This window comes from Pseudomonas sp. MAG733B (assembly GCF_036884845.1).
GTDB lineage: Bacteria > Pseudomonadota > Gammaproteobacteria > Pseudomonadales > Pseudomonadaceae > Aquipseudomonas.
The window spans coordinates 5848109-5864490 of the sequence record NZ_CP145732.1 but is presented as its reverse complement, the minus strand read 5'-3'; the positions used below and the strand labels follow the sequence as shown (position 1 = coordinate 5864490).

Annotated in this window: 12 protein-coding genes; 2 read left to right on the top strand and 10 right to left on the bottom strand. The window is 60.3% G+C overall.

Annotated features, from left to right (window positions below; genetic code table 11):
• Positions 1-232 precede the first annotated feature (232 nt).
• From gcvT to arcD (V6Z53_RS26770), 10 genes are all read right to left on the bottom strand, one after another.
• Positions 233-1357: a glycine cleavage system aminomethyltransferase GcvT gene (gcvT, locus tag V6Z53_RS26815; RefSeq protein ID WP_338582616.1), complete on the bottom strand. Its 1125-nt coding sequence runs from the start codon at positions 1355-1357 to the stop codon at positions 233-235.
• Between the two features lie 36 nt (positions 1358-1393).
• Entirely contained in the window at positions 1394-2770 is a 1377-nt protein-coding gene (locus tag V6Z53_RS26810) for an L-serine ammonia-lyase (protein ID WP_338582615.1), read from the bottom strand.
• A gap of 183 nt (positions 2771-2953) precedes the next feature.
• Positions 2954-5806 carry an aminomethyl-transferring glycine dehydrogenase gene (gene gcvP / locus V6Z53_RS26805; protein WP_338582614.1) on the bottom strand — a complete coding sequence of 951 codons (2853 nt, stop codon included), beginning with the start codon at positions 5804-5806 and terminating at the stop codon, positions 2954-2956.
• Between the two features lie 11 nt (positions 5807-5817).
• Positions 5818-6201 (bottom strand): glycine cleavage system protein GcvH, encoded by a 384-nt coding sequence (gene gcvH, locus V6Z53_RS26800; RefSeq protein WP_150703051.1) that lies wholly within the window; start codon positions 6199-6201, stop codon positions 5818-5820.
• A gap of 427 nt (positions 6202-6628) precedes the next feature.
• Positions 6629-8137, bottom strand: coding sequence for a sigma-54-dependent transcriptional regulator (locus V6Z53_RS26795; RefSeq protein ID WP_338582613.1), 1509 nt, complete (start codon positions 8135-8137; stop codon positions 6629-6631).
• Between the two features lie 202 nt (positions 8138-8339).
• Entirely contained in the window at positions 8340-8702 is a 363-nt protein-coding gene (locus V6Z53_RS26790) for a DUF5064 family protein (protein ID WP_338582612.1), read from the bottom strand.
• A gap of 12 nt (positions 8703-8714) precedes the next feature.
• Positions 8715-9644, bottom strand: a complete 930-nt coding sequence (gene arcC, locus V6Z53_RS26785) for a carbamate kinase (RefSeq protein WP_338582611.1) — start codon at positions 9642-9644, stop codon at positions 8715-8717.
• 190 nt (positions 9645-9834) lie between these two features.
• Positions 9835-10845 (bottom strand): ornithine carbamoyltransferase, encoded by a 1011-nt coding sequence (locus tag V6Z53_RS26780; protein ID WP_338582610.1) that lies wholly within the window; start codon positions 10843-10845, stop codon positions 9835-9837.
• Between the two features lie 69 nt (positions 10846-10914).
• A complete protein-coding gene (gene arcA / locus V6Z53_RS26775; RefSeq protein ID WP_338582609.1) occupies positions 10915-12171 on the bottom strand; it encodes an arginine deiminase in 1257 nt (418 codons plus the stop codon).
• Between the two features lie 33 nt (positions 12172-12204).
• Positions 12205-13632 (bottom strand): arginine-ornithine antiporter, encoded by a 1428-nt coding sequence (gene arcD, locus V6Z53_RS26770; RefSeq protein ID WP_338582608.1) that lies wholly within the window; start codon positions 13630-13632, stop codon positions 12205-12207.
• A 426-nt stretch (positions 13633-14058) separates the two neighbouring features.
• Here arcD (V6Z53_RS26770) and arcD (V6Z53_RS26765) point away from each other — a divergent pair, with 426 nt between their 5' ends.
• Together arcD (V6Z53_RS26765) and V6Z53_RS26760 are read left to right on the top strand one after the other, a co-directional pair.
• The gene (gene arcD, locus V6Z53_RS26765; protein WP_338582607.1) at positions 14059-15486 is read left to right on the top strand and encodes an arginine-ornithine antiporter; all 1428 of its coding nucleotides are present in this window, start codon (positions 14059-14061) and stop codon (positions 15484-15486) included.
• Positions 15483-16346 carry an AlkA N-terminal domain-containing protein gene (locus V6Z53_RS26760; RefSeq protein WP_338582606.1) on the top strand — a complete coding sequence of 288 codons (864 nt, stop codon included), beginning with the start codon at positions 15483-15485 and terminating at the stop codon, positions 16344-16346. The genes arcD (V6Z53_RS26765) and V6Z53_RS26760 overlap by 4 nt, the downstream gene beginning before the upstream one ends.
• Positions 16347-16382: the final 36 nt, after the last annotated feature.

Sequence of the window (16382 nt, the reverse complement as noted above, 5' to 3'; positions counted from 1 at the left end):
GCCAACTATGGGAGAAAAAACAAGCCCTATGAAAGGCCCGTATTTGCTCGGGTTGGTGGCGTGCTGTGCCAACTAGCATCGGCTTATGCGATAGAGGGGTTCAATTGTTTTCGATCGTTATAAGCAAAGTTCATAATCGAAGCTTACAGCCAAACGATGCACTATTTTATGGCGGTTGCGTTACACATTAGTGCACTGTTAACGCAACCGCGTTACTTATAGGAACAATCGATCAACCGCGATAGTAGCGTTGCGGAACAAATGGCATTTTGCTTACAAGCAAAGGAACCTTTTTCCCACGAACAATCGCCCACACCGGTGTATCGATAGCGATATAAGCGCTGTCGAGGTAACCCATCGCCAAAGGTGCGCCCAAGGTCGGCCCGAAACCACCGCTGCAGACGCTACCGATGATCTCTCCCGCTTCGTTGACAATCTCTGCGCCTTCACGCACCGGGGTACGTTCTTGTGGCAGCAGGCCGACGCGTTTGCGGCTGACGCCACCCTGTTGCTGAGCGAATACCGTTTCAGCACCCGGGAAGCCACCGGCACGCGCGCCATCGGCACGGCGTGGCTTGGAGATGGCCCACAGCAAGCTGGCTTCGATCGGCGTGGTGTCGGTGTTCATGTCATGGCCGTACAGGCACAGGCCGGCTTCCAGACGCAGGGAATCGCGTGCACCGAGGCCGATGGCTTCAACTTCTGTTTCGGCCAGCAGGGCGCGAGCCAGGGCTTCGGCGCTGTCGGCCGGCACGGAGATTTCGAAACCGTCTTCGCCGGTGTAGCCCGAACGGCTGACAAAGCAGTCCACGCCCAGCAGTTTTACGCGGGCGAACTGCATGAACGTCATTTTCGCCACTTCTGGCGCCAGGCGTGCCAGAACTGTTACCGCCGCTGGGCCTTGCAAAGCGAGCAGGGCGCGTTCTTCGAACAGTGGCTCGATGCTGCACTGCTCGCCGATGTGCTTGCGCAGGTGCGCCAGGTCCTGATCCTTGCAGGCAGCGTTGACCACCAGGAACAGTTCGTCGTTACCCAGGTTGGCAACCATCAGGTCGTCTAGGATGCCACCCGTCTCGTTGGTGAACATCGCATAGCGCTGCATGCCCACCGGCAGGTCGATGATGTCCACCGGCACCAGGGTTTCCAAAGCCTTGGCGGCATTGGCGCCGGTCAGGCGGATCTGGCCCATGTGCGAGACATCGAACAGGCCGGCCTGATCACGGGTGTGCTGGTGTTCTTTCATCACGCCCAGCGGATATTGCACAGGCATGTCGTAGCCGGCGAACGGCACCATGCGTGCGCCGAGTTCGATGTGCAGTGCGTGCAACGGGGTTTTCAACAGTTGTTCGGTGGACATATTCAGCTCCTGAAAAAGGGTGCAGATGAGCGCGCATCAGCACTCGATAATGTTGACCGCCAAACCGCCACGGGCGGTTTCCTTGTATTTGCTTTTCATGTCGGCGCCGGTCTGGCGCATGGTGCGGATGACCTTGTCGAGGGAGACGAAGTGCTGCCCGTCACCGCGCATGGCCATGCGCACGGCATTGATGGCCTTGACCGATCCCATGGCGTTGCGCTCGATGCATGGCACTTGCACCAGCCCGCCAATCGGGTCGCAGGTCAGGCCGAGGTTGTGTTCCATGCCGATCTCCGCGGCGTTTTCCACTTGCTGCACGGTGCCGCCAAGTACTTCGCACAAGGCGCCGGCCGCCATGGAGCAGGCCACGCCGACTTCGCCCTGACAGCCGACTTCAGCGCCAGAGATCGAAGCGTTTTCCTTGTACAGAATGCCGATGGCCGCAGCGGTCAGCAGAAAACGCACGACGCCGTCGTCATTCGAGGCCGGGATAAATCGCATGTAGTAATGCAGCACGGCGGGAATGATTCCGGCCGCGCCGTTGGTAGGCGCGGTGACCACGCGTCCACCGTTGGCATTTTCTTCGTTGACCGCCAAGGCGTACAGGTTGACCCAATCCAGCACTGACAGCGGATCACGCAGGGACGATTCCGGGTTCTTGCACAATTGCCGATGCAGCGCGGCGGCACGGCGTTTGACTTTCAAACCGCCGGGCAGGATGCCTTCGTTGCGGCAGCCGGCGGCAACGCAATCCTGCATCACTTGCCAGATTTTCAGCAGGCCGGCGCGGGTTTCCGCTTCCGGGCGCCAGGCGCTTTCGTTGGTCAGCATCACCTGGCTGATGGACAGGCCATATTTGGCGCAATGAGCGAGAAGATCCTTGGCGCTTTTGAACGGGAAGGTCAGGGGGGTGGCGTCTTCGACGATGCGGTCGGCGCCGGCGGCGTCTTCGTCGACGACAAAACCACCGCCGACCGAATAGTACTCGCGGCTGCGGATTTGCAGGCCTGCGGCATCGAAGGCACGAAAAATCATGCCGTTGGGGTGATAGGCCAACGGCTTGCGAATCATCGCCAGGTGTTCTTTCTCGTTGAACGCAATGCTGTGTTCGCCGAGCAGGTTCAAGCGACCGCTGCCGCGAATGTCTTGCAGGCGGGCGGCGACGGTTTCGGTGTCTACGGTGTCCGGATGCTCGCCTTCCAGGCCGAGTAGCACGGCTTTGTCGCTGCCGTGGCCCTTGCCGGTGGCGCCGAGCGAGCCGTACAGCTCGACTTTGATGCTGGTGGTTGCCGTCAGCAGCCCTTCACGGCGCAGGCCTTCGACGAAACGCGCAGCGGCACGCATCGGACCGACGGTGTGGGAGCTGGAGGGGCCGATGCCAATCTTGAACAGGTCGAACACGCTTAACGACATGAGTTGTTCTCCGGTTTCTTGTTATAGGTGCAACGTGAACCCGTAGGAGCAAAGCTTGCTCGCGATGAACGATGACGGGGTTCATCAGATAAACCGTGTAACGGCTATCGCGAGCAAGCTTTGCTCCTACAGGGGAGTGCGGTGTTCTGGAAAGTGGGGCGGATAAATCCGCCCCCTTATTCGTTAAGCGTAGCTTTCGATCGACGGGCAGGCGCAAACCAGGTTGCGATCACCGAAGACGTTGTCGACGCGACCGACCGGCGGCCAGTACTTGCCTTCGATCAGCGACGCAACCGGGTAAACGGCTTGCTCGCGGCTGTACGGGTGCGACCACTCACCGACCAGCTCCGCCGCGGTGTGCGGGGCGTTTTTCAGTGGGTTGTCGTCCTTGTCCAGCGTGCCGTTTTCCACTGCGCGGATTTCTTCGCGGATGCGGATCATGGCGTCGCAGAAGCGGTCCAGTTCTTCCTTGGATTCGCTTTCGGTCGGCTCGATCATCAACGTGCCGGCCACCGGGAACGACATGGTCGGGGCGTGGAAACCGAAGTCGATCAGACGCTTGGCCACGTCATCGACGCTGATGCCGCTGCTGTCTTTCAGTGGACGCAGGTCGAGGATGCACTCGTGCGCTACCAGGCCGTTGCTACCGGTGTAGAGCACTGGGTAGTGCTCTTCGAGGCGACGGGAAATGTAGTTGGCATTGAGGATTGCCAGCTGCGAGGCGCGCTTCAAGCCTGCGCCACCCATCATGCGAATGTACATCCAGGTGATCGGCAGAATGCTTGCGCTGCCGAACGGTGCCGCGCAGACCGCGCCTTCCTTGCGTTCCATCTGGGCGTGGCCCGGCAGGAACGGGGTCAGGTGCGATTTCACGCCAATCGGGCCGACGCCCGGGCCGCCACCGCCGTGTGGAATGCAGAAGGTTTTGTGCAGGTTCAGGTGCGATACGTCGCCGCCGAACTTGCCCGGTGCGCAGAGGCCGACCATCGCGTTCATGTTGGCGCCGTCGATGTAAACCTGGCCGCCGTTATCATGAATGATGCCGCAGATTTCGCGGATGCCTTCTTCGAACACGCCGTGGGTCGACGGGTAGGTAATCATCAGCGCAGCGAGGTGTTCGCGGTGCTCGATGGCTTTGGCACGCAGGTCTTCGATATCAACGTTGCCACGGGCGTCACACGCGGTGACGACAACGCGCATGCCGGCCATGTTGGCGGTGGCCGGGTTGGTGCCGTGGGCCGACGACGGGATCAGGCAGATGTCGCGACGGTCTTCGCCACGGCTCTGGTGGTAGGCGCGGATTGCCAGCAGACCGGCGTATTCACCTTGCGAACCGGCGTTCGGTTGCAGCGAGATCGAGTCGTAACCGGTGGCGGCGCAGAGCATCGCTTCCAGTTCGTCGGTCAGTTGCTGGTAGCCGGCACTTTGCTCGGCCGGAGCGAACGGGTGCAGGGCACCGAATTCAGCCCAGGTGACCGGGATCATTTCGCTGGCGGCGTTGAGTTTCATGGTGCACGAACCCAGCGGGATCATGGTGCGGTCCAGCGCCAGGTCCTTGTCCGCCAGTTTGCGCAGGTAGCGCATCAGCTCGGTTTCCGAGTGATAGCGGTTGAACACCGGGTGGCTGAGGATTGGCGACTGACGTACCAGTGCGGCAGGAATGGTGCTTTCAACACTGCTAGCCAGCGCAGCGAAGTCCGGCAGGGTCTTGCCGTTGGCCAGCAAGGCCCACAGGGTTTCAACGTCGGCCTGGGTGCTGGTTTCGTCGAGGGACAGGCCCAGACGTTCAGCGTCGACGACGCGCAGGTTGATCTGCTGGGCGCGTGCCTGATCGTGCAGTTTGGCGGCGTCGGCACCGGTGGCCACGGTCAGGGTGTCGAAGAAGTTTTCCTGCTCGACGTTCAGGCCCAGAGCGGTCAAGCCTTTGGCGAGAATCGCGGTCAGGTGATGCACGCGGTTGGCAATCTGCGTCAGGCCTTTCGGGCCGTGGTACACGGCGTACATGCTGGCGATGTTGGCCAGCAATACTTGCGCGGTGCAAATGTTGGAAGTGGCCTTCTCGCGGCGGATGTGTTGCTCGCGGGTCTGCATGGCCAGGCGCAGGGCCGGCTTGCCGAAACGGTCCACGGAAACGCCGACCAGACGACCCGGCATGTCACGCTTGAACGCATCCTTGGTGGAGAAGTAGGCGGCGTGCGGGCCACCGAAGCCCAGCGGCACGCCGAAGCGTTGTGCACTGCCGATGGCCACGTCGGCGCCGAATTCGCCCGGCGGGGTCAGCACGGTCAGGGCCAGCAGGTCAGCGGCCACGGCTACCAGAGCGTTGGCAGCGTGAAAGCGTTCGGTCAGCTCGCGGTAGTCGAACACGTCACCGTTGCTCGCCGGGTATTGCAGCAGGGCGCCGAAGAACGGCGTCACGTCGCTCAGTTCGCGCTCGTCGCCAACCACCACGTCGATGCCCAGCGGCTCGGCACGGGTGCGCAGTACGTCGAGGGTTTGCGGGTGGCAGTGCACGGAAGCGAAGAACTGGTGGCTGCCTTTGTTCTTGCTCAGGCGTTTGCAGAAAGTCATGGCTTCGGCAGCGGCGGTGGCTTCGTCGAGCAGCGAGGCGTTGGCGATCGGCAGGCCGGTGAGGTCGCTGATCAGGGTCTGGAAGTTCAGCAGCGCTTCGAGACGGCCCTGGGAAATTTCCGGCTGGTATGGGGTGTAGGCGGTGTACCAGGCCGGGTTTTCCAGCAGGTTGCGCAGGATCGGCGACGGCGTGTGGGTGCCGTAGTAGCCCTGGCCGATGAAGGTCTTGAACAGCTGGTTTTTGCCGGCGATGGACTTGATCAACGCCAGGGCGTCGGCTTCGCTCAGACCGTCTTCCAGGCCCAGTACGCTGGTGCCCTTGATGCTGTCCGGAATCACGCTGGCGCTCAGGGCTTCCAGCGAGTCGAAGCCGAGGCTGTTGAGCATGGCTTGCTCGTCACCGGCGCGCGGGCCGATGTGACGGGCGATGAATTCGTTGGCGGTGGTCAGATTCACTTGGGTCATGTCAGCGCTCCTCAGGCTTCGGCTTGGGCTTTGATCAGGCGGTCGTAGGCGTCCTGATCCAGCAGTTGGCCGACAGCCGCAGCGTCGGCAGGCTGGAAGCGGAAGAACCAGCCTTCGCCCAGCGGATCTTCGTTGACCAGTTCAGGGCTGCTGTCCAGCGCCGGGTTCACTTCCAGCACTTCGCCGTCGAGCGGCATGTACACGCCGCTGGCGGCTTTTACCGATTCCACGGTGGCGGCTTCGGCGCCTTTGTCGTAGGACTGCAGCTCAGGCAGTTGTACGAAAACCACGTCGCCCAAGGCGTTCTGTGCGAAAGCGGTGATGCCGACTGTAACGCTGCCGTCAGCTTCGGTGCGCAGCCATTCGTGATCTTCAGTAAAACGCAACTCGCTCATGGAAACTCCTAAGGGGGCCAGACTCGTCTGGTGGACGCGATTGAATGCTTGGGCAATGCCCTGGTTATGACGGACTACATAGCAAGATCGCGGCCAATGTTGTTTTTGCTATTGGAATCAATGATTTGGAGGGTTGTGGAGGTCGAAAAAATTCGATAGCTGTAGCGAAATCGATACGGCAGGTGGCATGGATAAAAGCCGAGGTGGATCAAAGCCTTGCGCAGCCGTGATCGAAGAGGGGTGTAGCGATATCGTTCCGCTGTAGCGCTTTCAGTACAGGTGGAGGTCGTTTTTGGAGTGGGATTTGCGGGTCGGACTCAAAACCTGTGGGAGCCAGCCTGCTGGCGATTGCGGTGTGACAGGCAATAACGATGTTGGCTGATATGGCTCCATCGCCAGCAGGCTGGCTCCCACAGGTTGTTTTGTGTCAGGCCTTGCCGGGGATGCCGTACTTGCGCAACCGATGGGCAATCGCCGTATGCGAGGTTTGCAGGCGGCTGGCCAGTTGGCGGGTCGAGGGGTAGCTGACGTAGAGTTTTTCCAGCAGGGTTTTCTCGAACTCGTCCATGGCCTGTTCCAGGCTGTCGACGTCGTGATCGCTCTGGCGTGCGACCGAGGTGCCGGCGATGTCGAGGTCGCCGATGTCCACCAGGCTGCTTTCGCAGATAGCGGCGGCGCGGAAGATCACGTTTTGCAGTTGCCGCACATTGCCCGGCCAGCGGTTGCCCAGCAGTGCCGGGTAAGTGCCCGGTGCCAGGCGACAGACCGGGCGCTGGATTTGTGCGCAAGCTTGCTGCATGAAGTAGCGGGCTAGCAGCAGGATGTCCTGGCCGCGTTCGCGCAGCGGCGGCACTTCGACATTGAGCACGTTGAGGCGATAGAACAGGTCTTCACGGAACTGACCTTCACTGACCATTTTTTCCAGGTCGCGGTGAGTCGCACTGAGAATCCGCACGTTGACCTTCACCTCGCGATCACCACCCACGCGACGGAAGCTGCCGTCGTTGAGAAAGCGCAGCAACTTGGCCTGCAAGTACGGCGACATCTCGCCGATTTCGTCGAGAAACACCGTGCCCTGGTTGGCCAATTCCATCAGCCCCGGTTTGCCACCGCGTTGTGCGCCGGTGAAGGCGCCAGGGGCGTAGCCGAACAGTTCGCTTTCGGCGAGGTTCTCCGGCAATGCCGCACAGTTCAGTGCCAGAAACGGTGAACTGTGTCGCGCGCTGATGGCGTGGCAGGCCCGGGCCACCAGTTCCTTGCCGGTGCCGGTTTCGCCCTGGATCAACAACGGCGCATCGAGGGCCGCCACCCGTTGCGCGCGAACCTTGAGCGTGCGGATCACCGGCGACTCGCCGAGCAGCGCATCGAAACCTTCGGCGTGATCGTGATGCAGTGCCGACAGGCGTTCACCGATACGGTTTGGTTGATAGAGCGTGAGCAGGGCGCCGGCGTCGGTGATCGGCGTGGCGTCCAGCAACAAGGTCTGGCCGTTGACCGTGATTTCCCGCAGCGGCAAGCGAAAGCCGTGTTCGAGCAAGGCATCGAGCAACGCCGGGTCGGCAAACAGCTCGGCGATGCTTTCGCCGGCCGGTTCGCGACCGTACAGGGCGATCAATGCCGGGTTGGCCAGCAGCACCTTGCCATCGCTGTCCAGCGCCAGCACCGGGTCGGTCATCGCCGCGAGCAACGCGTCGAGCTGCAAGTGCCGGCGCTGGCCGGGAAGAATGTCGACGACCGTCACCGCTTGCACGCCGCGCACGCTGAACAGCGCATCACGCAGCTCCTCGAGGACTTCCGGGCTCAGGGTCGGGGCGTCGATGTAGACGTTGGGCGGGACCATTTCCACCGCATCCAGATTGAGATTGCGCCCACCGAGCAGGGCCAGGACTTCCTGGGTGATGCCGACGCGGTCGATGAAGCTGACGTGGATACGCATGGGGCGCTTTCGGGTTCTGGATTGCGGAGGGTGGCAAGTATGCCTTGGGGCGGGCGAATGGTGAAATGTTGCACGGACTTCAATGGCGCGATGATCCCCCTTGTGGGAGCGGGCTTGCTCGCGAAAGCGGTCTGACATTCGACATTGATTGCGACTGGCATACCGCTTTCGCGAGCAAGCCCGCTCCCACAAGGTATGAGGGTTACTCGAAGTGTTCAGGGTTTACCGGGTCGCCTGATTTCATATTCAACTGCTCCCGGATGTCTTCAAACATCAAGTCGTAATGCTTGTGGACCGAGCCGATCTGGCTGTGTGTCTTCGGAATCCCGTACTTCTCGGCGATTTTCGTCACGTTGCTGGCGAAGTTGTAGGCCTCCTCCTTGGGCAGGAAGAAGGGCTCGGACATATCCTTGCCCTGAATGCTGCCATGCAGGGTGAACTGGATGCCTTTTTCACCTTTGTCATCCTTGCTGACTTCATAGTCGAGGTGCAGGTTGTAGCTGACATCATCCGGGGTCAGCGCATGACGTTCGATGTGCAAGTGACCTGGCTCAAACTGTGCCATAGACGTCTCTCCTTACGAGTAAGTAATGCCCGGAGTCGCTGTGCTGATGCGGGTGCCAGCGTTGCCCTGGACGATCGCTTCGATGTCCGCGAGCGAGCCGATGACCGCGACTTTTCCAGTATGGCGCGCAAACTCGCAGGCTGCCTGCACCTTCGGTCCCATGGAGCCGGCGGCGAAGCCGAGTTTTTCCATTTCGTCGGGGTGCGCCTGGGTGATGGATTTCTGCGTGGGTTTGCCGAAGTCGATGAACGCGGCGTTGACGTCGGTGGCGATCACCAGCAGGTCAGCTTCAAGTTGTTCGGCCAGCAGCGCCGAACACAGATCCTTGTCGATGACCGCCTCGACACCTTCCAGTTTGCCGGGGGCGGTGTACATGGTCGGAATGCCGCCACCGCCCGCGCAGATGACGATGCTGCTTTTTTCCAGCAGCCATTTGATCGGGCGGATTTCGAAGATGCGTTTCGGTTTGGGGCTGGCGACCACGCGACGGTATTTGTCGCCGTCCGGGGCGATGGCCCAGCCTTTTTCGGCAGCGAGTTTTTCCGCCTCGGCCTTGGTGTACACCGGGCCGATGGGTTTGGTGGGGTTCTGGAACGCCGGGTCATTGGCATCGACTTCGACCTGGGTCAGCAGGGTCGCGAAGGGCACTTCGAAGTCCAGCAGGTTGCCAAGTTCCTGTTCGATGATGTAGCCGATCATGCCTTCGGTTTCGGCGCCGAGCACGTCCAGCGGATAGGGCGAAACCGAGGTGTACGCCGCCGCTTGCAGCGACAGCAGACCGACTTGCGGGCCATTGCCGTGGGCGATGACCAGTTGGTTGCCGGGATGGATCTTGGCGATCTGTTCGGTGGCGATCCGGATGTTGGCGCGCTGGTTGTCAGCGGTCATCGGTTCACCCCGGCGAAGCAGGGCGTTACCGCCCAGAGCTACGACGATACGCATGGTGCAAGTCCTTCTAAGCAGAGAAAAGGCAAACGACTTGATCGCACTGTCGGAACTGGCCCCTTGTGGGAGCTAGCCTGCTAGCGATTGCGATCGATCAATCCATGATGATGGTGACTGACACATTGCAATCGCTGGCAGGCCAGCTCCCACATTGACCCTGTTCCGTCAGTGGGAGCTGAGTGGTCCGTTACAAGTCAGCCAACGTCGACACCAGAATCGCCTTGATCGTGTGCATGCGGTTTTCCGCTTGCTCGAAGGCGATGCAGGCGGGCGACTCGAAGACGTCATCGGTCACTTCGATGCCGTTCTTCAGGTGCGGGTACTGCTCGGCAATCTGCTTGCCGACCTTGGTGTCGCTGTTGTGGAAGGCCGGCAGGCAGTGCATGAACTTGGTGCGCGGGTTGCCGGTGGCTTTCATCAGTTCGGCGTTGACCTGATACGGCAGCAGTTGCTGGATGCGCTCGGCCCAGGCTTCCACCGGTTCGCCCATCGAAACCCAAACGTCGGTGTGGATGAAGTCCACGCCTTTGACGGCGGCTTTCGGGTCTTCGGTGAGGGTGATCCGGGCACCGCTGTCCTCAGCATATTGTTTGCAGCGGCCCACCAGATCGTCCGCCGGCCACAGCGCTTTCGGCGCGCAGATGCGCACGTCCATGCCGAGCTTGGCGCCGATCAGCAGCAGCGAATTGCCCATGTTGTTACGGGCATCACCGAGGTAGGCGTAGCTGATTTCGTGGATCGGTTTGTCGGCGTGTTCACGCATGGTCAGCACGTCGGCGATCATTTGCGTCGGGTGGTATTCATCGGTCAAACCGTTGAACACCGGGACGCCGGCAAACTTGGCCAGCTCTTCGACGATTTCCTGTTTGAAACCCCGGTACTCGATCGCGTCGTACATGCGCCCCAGTACGCGGGCGGTGTCCTTCATGCTTTCCTTGTGGCCGATCTGTGAGGAGTTCGGGTCGATGTAGGTGACGTTGGCACCTTGGTCATAGGCCGCGACTTCGAACGCACAGCGCGTGCGGGTCGAGGTCTTTTCGAAGATCAGCGCGATGTTGTTGCCTTTGAGGTGTTGCTGTTCGGTGCCGGTGTATTTGGCGCGCTTGAGGTCGCGCGACAGGTCGAGCAGGTAGCGCAATTCGCGAGGGGTGTGGTGTTCCAGGCTCAGCAGATTGCGGTTATGGATATTGAACGCCATTTTGGATCTCCTAAGGTGTCGGTTATCCCCTTGGCCCGCACTCGGTAAGTGCGGGCCGAGGCTAATAGGTTAGTAGTCGATCGGATCGCGGATGATCGGGCAGGTCATGCAGTGGCCGCCGCCGCGCCCGCGTCCGAGTTCGCCGGCGCTGATGGTGATGACTTCCACCCCGGCCTTTCGCAGCAAAGTATTGGTGTAGGTATTGCGGTCGTAGCCGATGACCACCCCCGGTTCCACGGCGACCACGTTATTGCCGTCGTCCCATTGCTCGCGCTCGGCGGCGAAGCTGTTGCCGCCGGTTTCGACGACGCGCAGGGCCTTGAGGTTGAGGGCCTGGGCCACGGTGTCGAGGAAGTTGGTTTCTTCACGGCGGATGTCGATGCCGCCCGGTTTGCTTTCGTCGGGGCGCAGGGTGAAGGCGACGATCTGGTTCACCACTTCCGGGAAGATCGTCACCACGTCGCGGTCGCAGAAGCTGAACACCGTGTCCAGGTGCATCGCTGCGCGGGATTTCGGCAGGCCGGCAACGATGACTTTTTCCACGGCCTTGTTCTTGAACAGGTTGACCGCCAATTGGCCGATGGCCTGACGGGACGAGCGTTCGCCCATGCCGATCAACACCACGCCGTTGCCGATCGGCATCACGTCGCCACCTTCGAGGGTGGAGTTGCCGTGGTCCTTGTCCGGGTCGCCGTACCAGATCTGGAAGTCGGCGTTGGTGAACTCGGGGTGGAATTTGTAAATGGCGGTGGCGAGCAAGGTTTCCTGACGGCGTGCCGGCCAGTACATCGGGTTAAGCGTTACGCCACCGTAGATCCAGCAGGTGGTGTCGCGGGTGAATTGAGTGTTGGGCAGCGGCGGCAGGATGAAGCTGGTTTTGCCGAGAAAGTCGCGGAACATCTCGATGGACTTGCCGCCAAAACTGCTCGGCAGATCATCGCCGGAAACGCCGCCGATCAGGTACTCGGCGATGTGCCGTGGTTCCAGGCTGCGCAACCACGAACTTGTTTCGTTGATCAAGCCGAGGCCGACCGAGTCAGCAGTGATTTTGCGCTCCAGAATCCAGTCGAGCGCTTCGGGGATGGCGACGATGTCGGTCAGCAGGTTGTGCATTTCCAGCACGTCGACGTTGCGTTCACGCATTTTGGTGACGAAGTCGAAATGGTCGCGCTTGGCCTGGGCCACCCACAGCACATCGTCGAAAAGCAGTTCGTCGCAGTTGTTCGGGGTCAGCCTCTGATGGGCCAGGCCGGGGGAGCAAACCATGACTTTGCGCAGTTTTCCGGCTTCGGAGTGGACGCCGTACTTAACTTTTTCCGTGGTCATTTCAGTGATCCTCCAGATGACAAAACAATCGAATTACAGGGTCAGGAAGCCGTCATAGAGACCGTAGGCCGCCACCAGCGCGCCCACGACCACCGCAGCGAAAATCAGCTTCTCGACGTTGGTGAAGACCGGTTTGTTGATTTCCATCTTGGCCTTGGCGAACAGGATCGCGCCGGGGGCGTAAAGCAGGGCTGAGAGCAGCAGATACTTGGTACCGCCGGCATACAGCAGCCAGATCGCGTAGATCAGGGCGATGGCGCCGATGATCAGATCCTTCTGCCGCTCGCCCGGCGCGCCTTCGTAGCTTTCGCCGCGCACTGCCAGCAGAAAGGCGTAGGCCGCCGACCACAGGTATGGCACCAGGATCATCGAGGTGGCGAGATAGATCAGCGACAGATAGGTGCTGGCCGAAAACAGCGTGATGACCAGGAAAATCTGCACCATCGCGTTGGTCAGCCAGAGCGCATTGACCGGCACCTGATTGGCGTTTTCCTTGCGCAGGAAGGCCGGCATGGTGTGGTCCTTGGCGGCGGCGAACATGATCTCCGCGCACAGCAGCACCCACGACAACAGCGCGCCGAGCAGCGAGATGACCAGGCCGACACTGATCAGCACCGCCCCCCACTGACCCACCACATGCTCCAGCACGGCGGCCATCGACGGGTTTTGCAGCTTGGCCAGTTCAGGTTGGGTCAGGATGCCCAGCGACAGCACGTTCACCAGCACCAGGATGAGCAGCACGGTGACAAAACCGATCACCGTGGCTTTACCCACATCACTGCGTTTTTCCGCACGGGCCGAGAAAATGCTCGCGCCTTCGATGCCGATGAACACCCACACGGTGACCAGCATCATGTTTCGCACCTGGTTCATCACGCTGCCCAGGTCAGGGTTCTTCAGGCCCCAGATGTCGGCGGTGAAGATGTCCAGTTTGAAGGCGAACACCGCAATCAAGATGAACAGCACCAGCGGCACAATCTTGGCCACGGTGGTCACCAGGTTGATGAACGCGGCTTCCTTGATCCCGCGCAATACCAGCAGGTGAACGGCCCAAAGCAGCACGGACGCACCGATCACCGCCGCCACCGTGTTGCCTTCCCCGAAAACCGGAAAGAAGTAACCCAGGGTGCTGAACAGCAATACGAAATAGCCGACGTTGCCCAGCCACGCGCTGATCCAGTAACCCCAAGCGGAAGAAAAACCCATGTAATCGCCGAAACCGGCCTTGGCGTAGGCGTAAACCCCGCCATCGAGGTCGGGCTTGCGGTTGGCGAGGGTCTGGAAGACAAAAGCGAGGGTGAGCATGCCGACGGCGGTGATGGCCCAGCCAATCAGAATGGCGCCGACGTCAGCACTGGCGGCCATGTTCTGCGGCAAAGAAAAAATCCCTCCACCGATCATTGAACCGACTACCAGGGCAACCAGTGCACCCAGTCGAAGTTTTCCGGGAGCTTCAGACATTGCATGACTCCATTGCAGGTGAAGAGGGTTCACAGCGTAGTTCTGTTTACAACTCAATCAGGTGACTTGGATCAGTGCATGCACACATTCAAAAAAACGGTTTCCGGGCTGTTTGCAGGCACCAGTCGACTTCCTGAAAGGCCCGTCCTAGAGGCTTTCTGTTTTGATCTTGGAACACATCGTATTGCTTGGACTTATGACGCTAGTTCGTTTTCTTTGAGACGCAAATTTTCAGGGTGAATTTTCAGTAAGCAATTGTTGTATGAATCTTCATCTATAAAGCGATTGAGTATATGGAGGGTGGAAATTATCGAGCGTTAATAAAAAGACATAAATTGGCGTTATCTAATAAACGTAATTACGCTTTACCCATTTAGTTAATCGGTAATTAGTCCCGATATTTGCCAAGCCATTGGAGGCGCAACAATGTCGCAAGCCCCGCACAAGCTTCGCCTGAGCGCGCTGATCGCTCTGGTCGTGGGTTCGATGATTGGCGGCGGGATCTTTTCCCTGCCGCAGAACATGGCGGCCAAGGCCGATGCCGGTGCGATTCTGATCGGCTGGGCGATCACGGCCGTGGGGATGCTGACCCTGGCTTTCGTGTTCCAGACCCTGGCCAATCGCAAACCGGAACTCGATTCGGGGGTGTACGCCTACGCCAAGGCCGGTTTCGGCGATTACATGGGGTTTTCCTCGGCGTGGGGTTACTGGATCAGCGCCTGGTTGGGCAACGTCGGCTACTTCGTGCTGCTGTTCAGCACCCTTGGCTTTTTCTTTCCGGTGTTTGGCGAGGGCAACACCCCGATCGCCATCGCCTGCGCGTCGGTGCTGCTGTGGACGGTGCATTTCGTGGTGATGCGCGGGATCAAGGAGGCGGCGTTCATCAATCTGCTGACCACCGTGGCCAAGGTGGTACCGCTGATCATGTTCATCGTGATCGCTGCGGTGGCGTTCCAGGCCGACGTGTTTACCCGTGACATCTGGGGGCGCAGTAATCCGAGTTTCGGCAGCGTGATGGACCAGGTGCGCAACATGATGCTGGTCACGGTTTTTGTGTTTATCGGCATCGAGGGCGCCAGTGTCTATTCGGCGCGGGCGGAGAAACGTTCGGACGTCGGCCGGGCCACGGTCATCGGTTTTCTCGGCGTGCTGGCGCTGCTGGTGCTGGTCAACGTGCTGTCGCTGGGGATCATGAGTCAACCGGAACTGGCCACTTTGCAGAACCCGTCGCTGGCGTCGGTGCTGGAGCATATCGTCGGTCCGTGGGGCGCGCTGCTGATCAGTGTCGGCCTGGCGATTTCACTGTTGGGCGCCTTGCTCTCGTGGGCGTTGTTGTGTGCCGAAATCCTCTTTGCCACGGCCAAGGACAAAACCATGCCGGCGTTCCTGACCAAGGAAAACGCCAACCACGTGCCGATCAACGCGTTGTGGATGACCAACGTGATGATTCAGCTTTTCCTGCTGATCATCCTGTTCGCCGCCAGCACCTATACCAGCCTGATCTACCTCGCGTCGTCGATGATCCTCGTGCCGTACCTGTGGTCGGCGGCATATGCGGTGTTGTTGAGTGGGCGCGGTGAAACCTATGAACACGCGTCCGCAGAACGGACCAAGGATCTACTGATCGGTGGCGTCGCCCTAAGCTATGCGGTGTGGTTGTTGTACGCCGGCGGCTTGAAGTATCTGCTGCTTTCGGCGCTGCTCTATGCGCCGGGGGTGATCCTGTTCGCCAAGGCCCGGCATGAACAGGGCAAGCCTGTCTTCACCGCCATCGAAAAGGGCATCTTTACCTGCGTCCTCAGTGGTGCCGGGTTGGCGGCATATGGGCTGTACAGCGGGTTGCTCAGGCTGTGAGGTTATCGCTGGGTTTCGAACCGCCCTATGACTGGCCGGCGATGCTGGGATTTTTGTCGGCACGGGCGATTGTGGGACTGGAAACCGTGGCTGACGGCGTTTACTCGCGCAGCATCAGCCTGAGCGGCGCTCACGGCACTCTGTCGATCCAGCCTGCGACAGCCGACTCACTGGAATTGACGCTCGATTTTCCTGATCCGACGGCCGTGCCCGAGATCGTCGCACGGGTACGGCGGATGTTTGATCTGGATGCCGAACTGGCCACGATTCATCGTCATCTGGCGGTTGATCCATTGCTTGCACGCTTGATCGATGAGCGTCCGGGGCTGCGCGTGCCGGGGACATGGGACGGTCTGGAGTTGGCGATTCGTGCGGTGTTGGGGCAGCAGATTACCGTCGGCGCGGCGATCAAACTGGCGGGGAAACTGTTGGCGCAATATGGCGCTCCTTTGGCTTCGCCACGGGATGGTTTGACCCATGTATTCCCTGAGGCCGCGGTTCTGGCGGTGGCGGATCTGGCCACGCTGGGGATGCCGAAAAGCCGCGGACGAACCCTGTCTGGCGTGGCTCAAGCGCTACTGGATGATCCGTTGTTGTTTGAGCCCGGGCGTGAGGGCGGCGTGGCGCGATTGCTCGCGTTGCACGGGATTGGCGACTGGACGGCTCAGTACATTGCCCTGCGGCAACTGCGGGATATGGATGGGTTTCCGAACGGGGATGTGGGGTTGATCAATGCGTTGGCGGCGCTGGAGGGTGGGCCGGTGACGGCGAAGCAGTTGCTGGCGCGGGCTGAAGCGTGGCGGCCGTATCGGGGGTATGCGGCGCAGTTGCTTTGGACTTCTTTGAGTCGGGTGGATTGAGCTGATCTGGAATGTGTGTTGACTGATCTGGCGTCA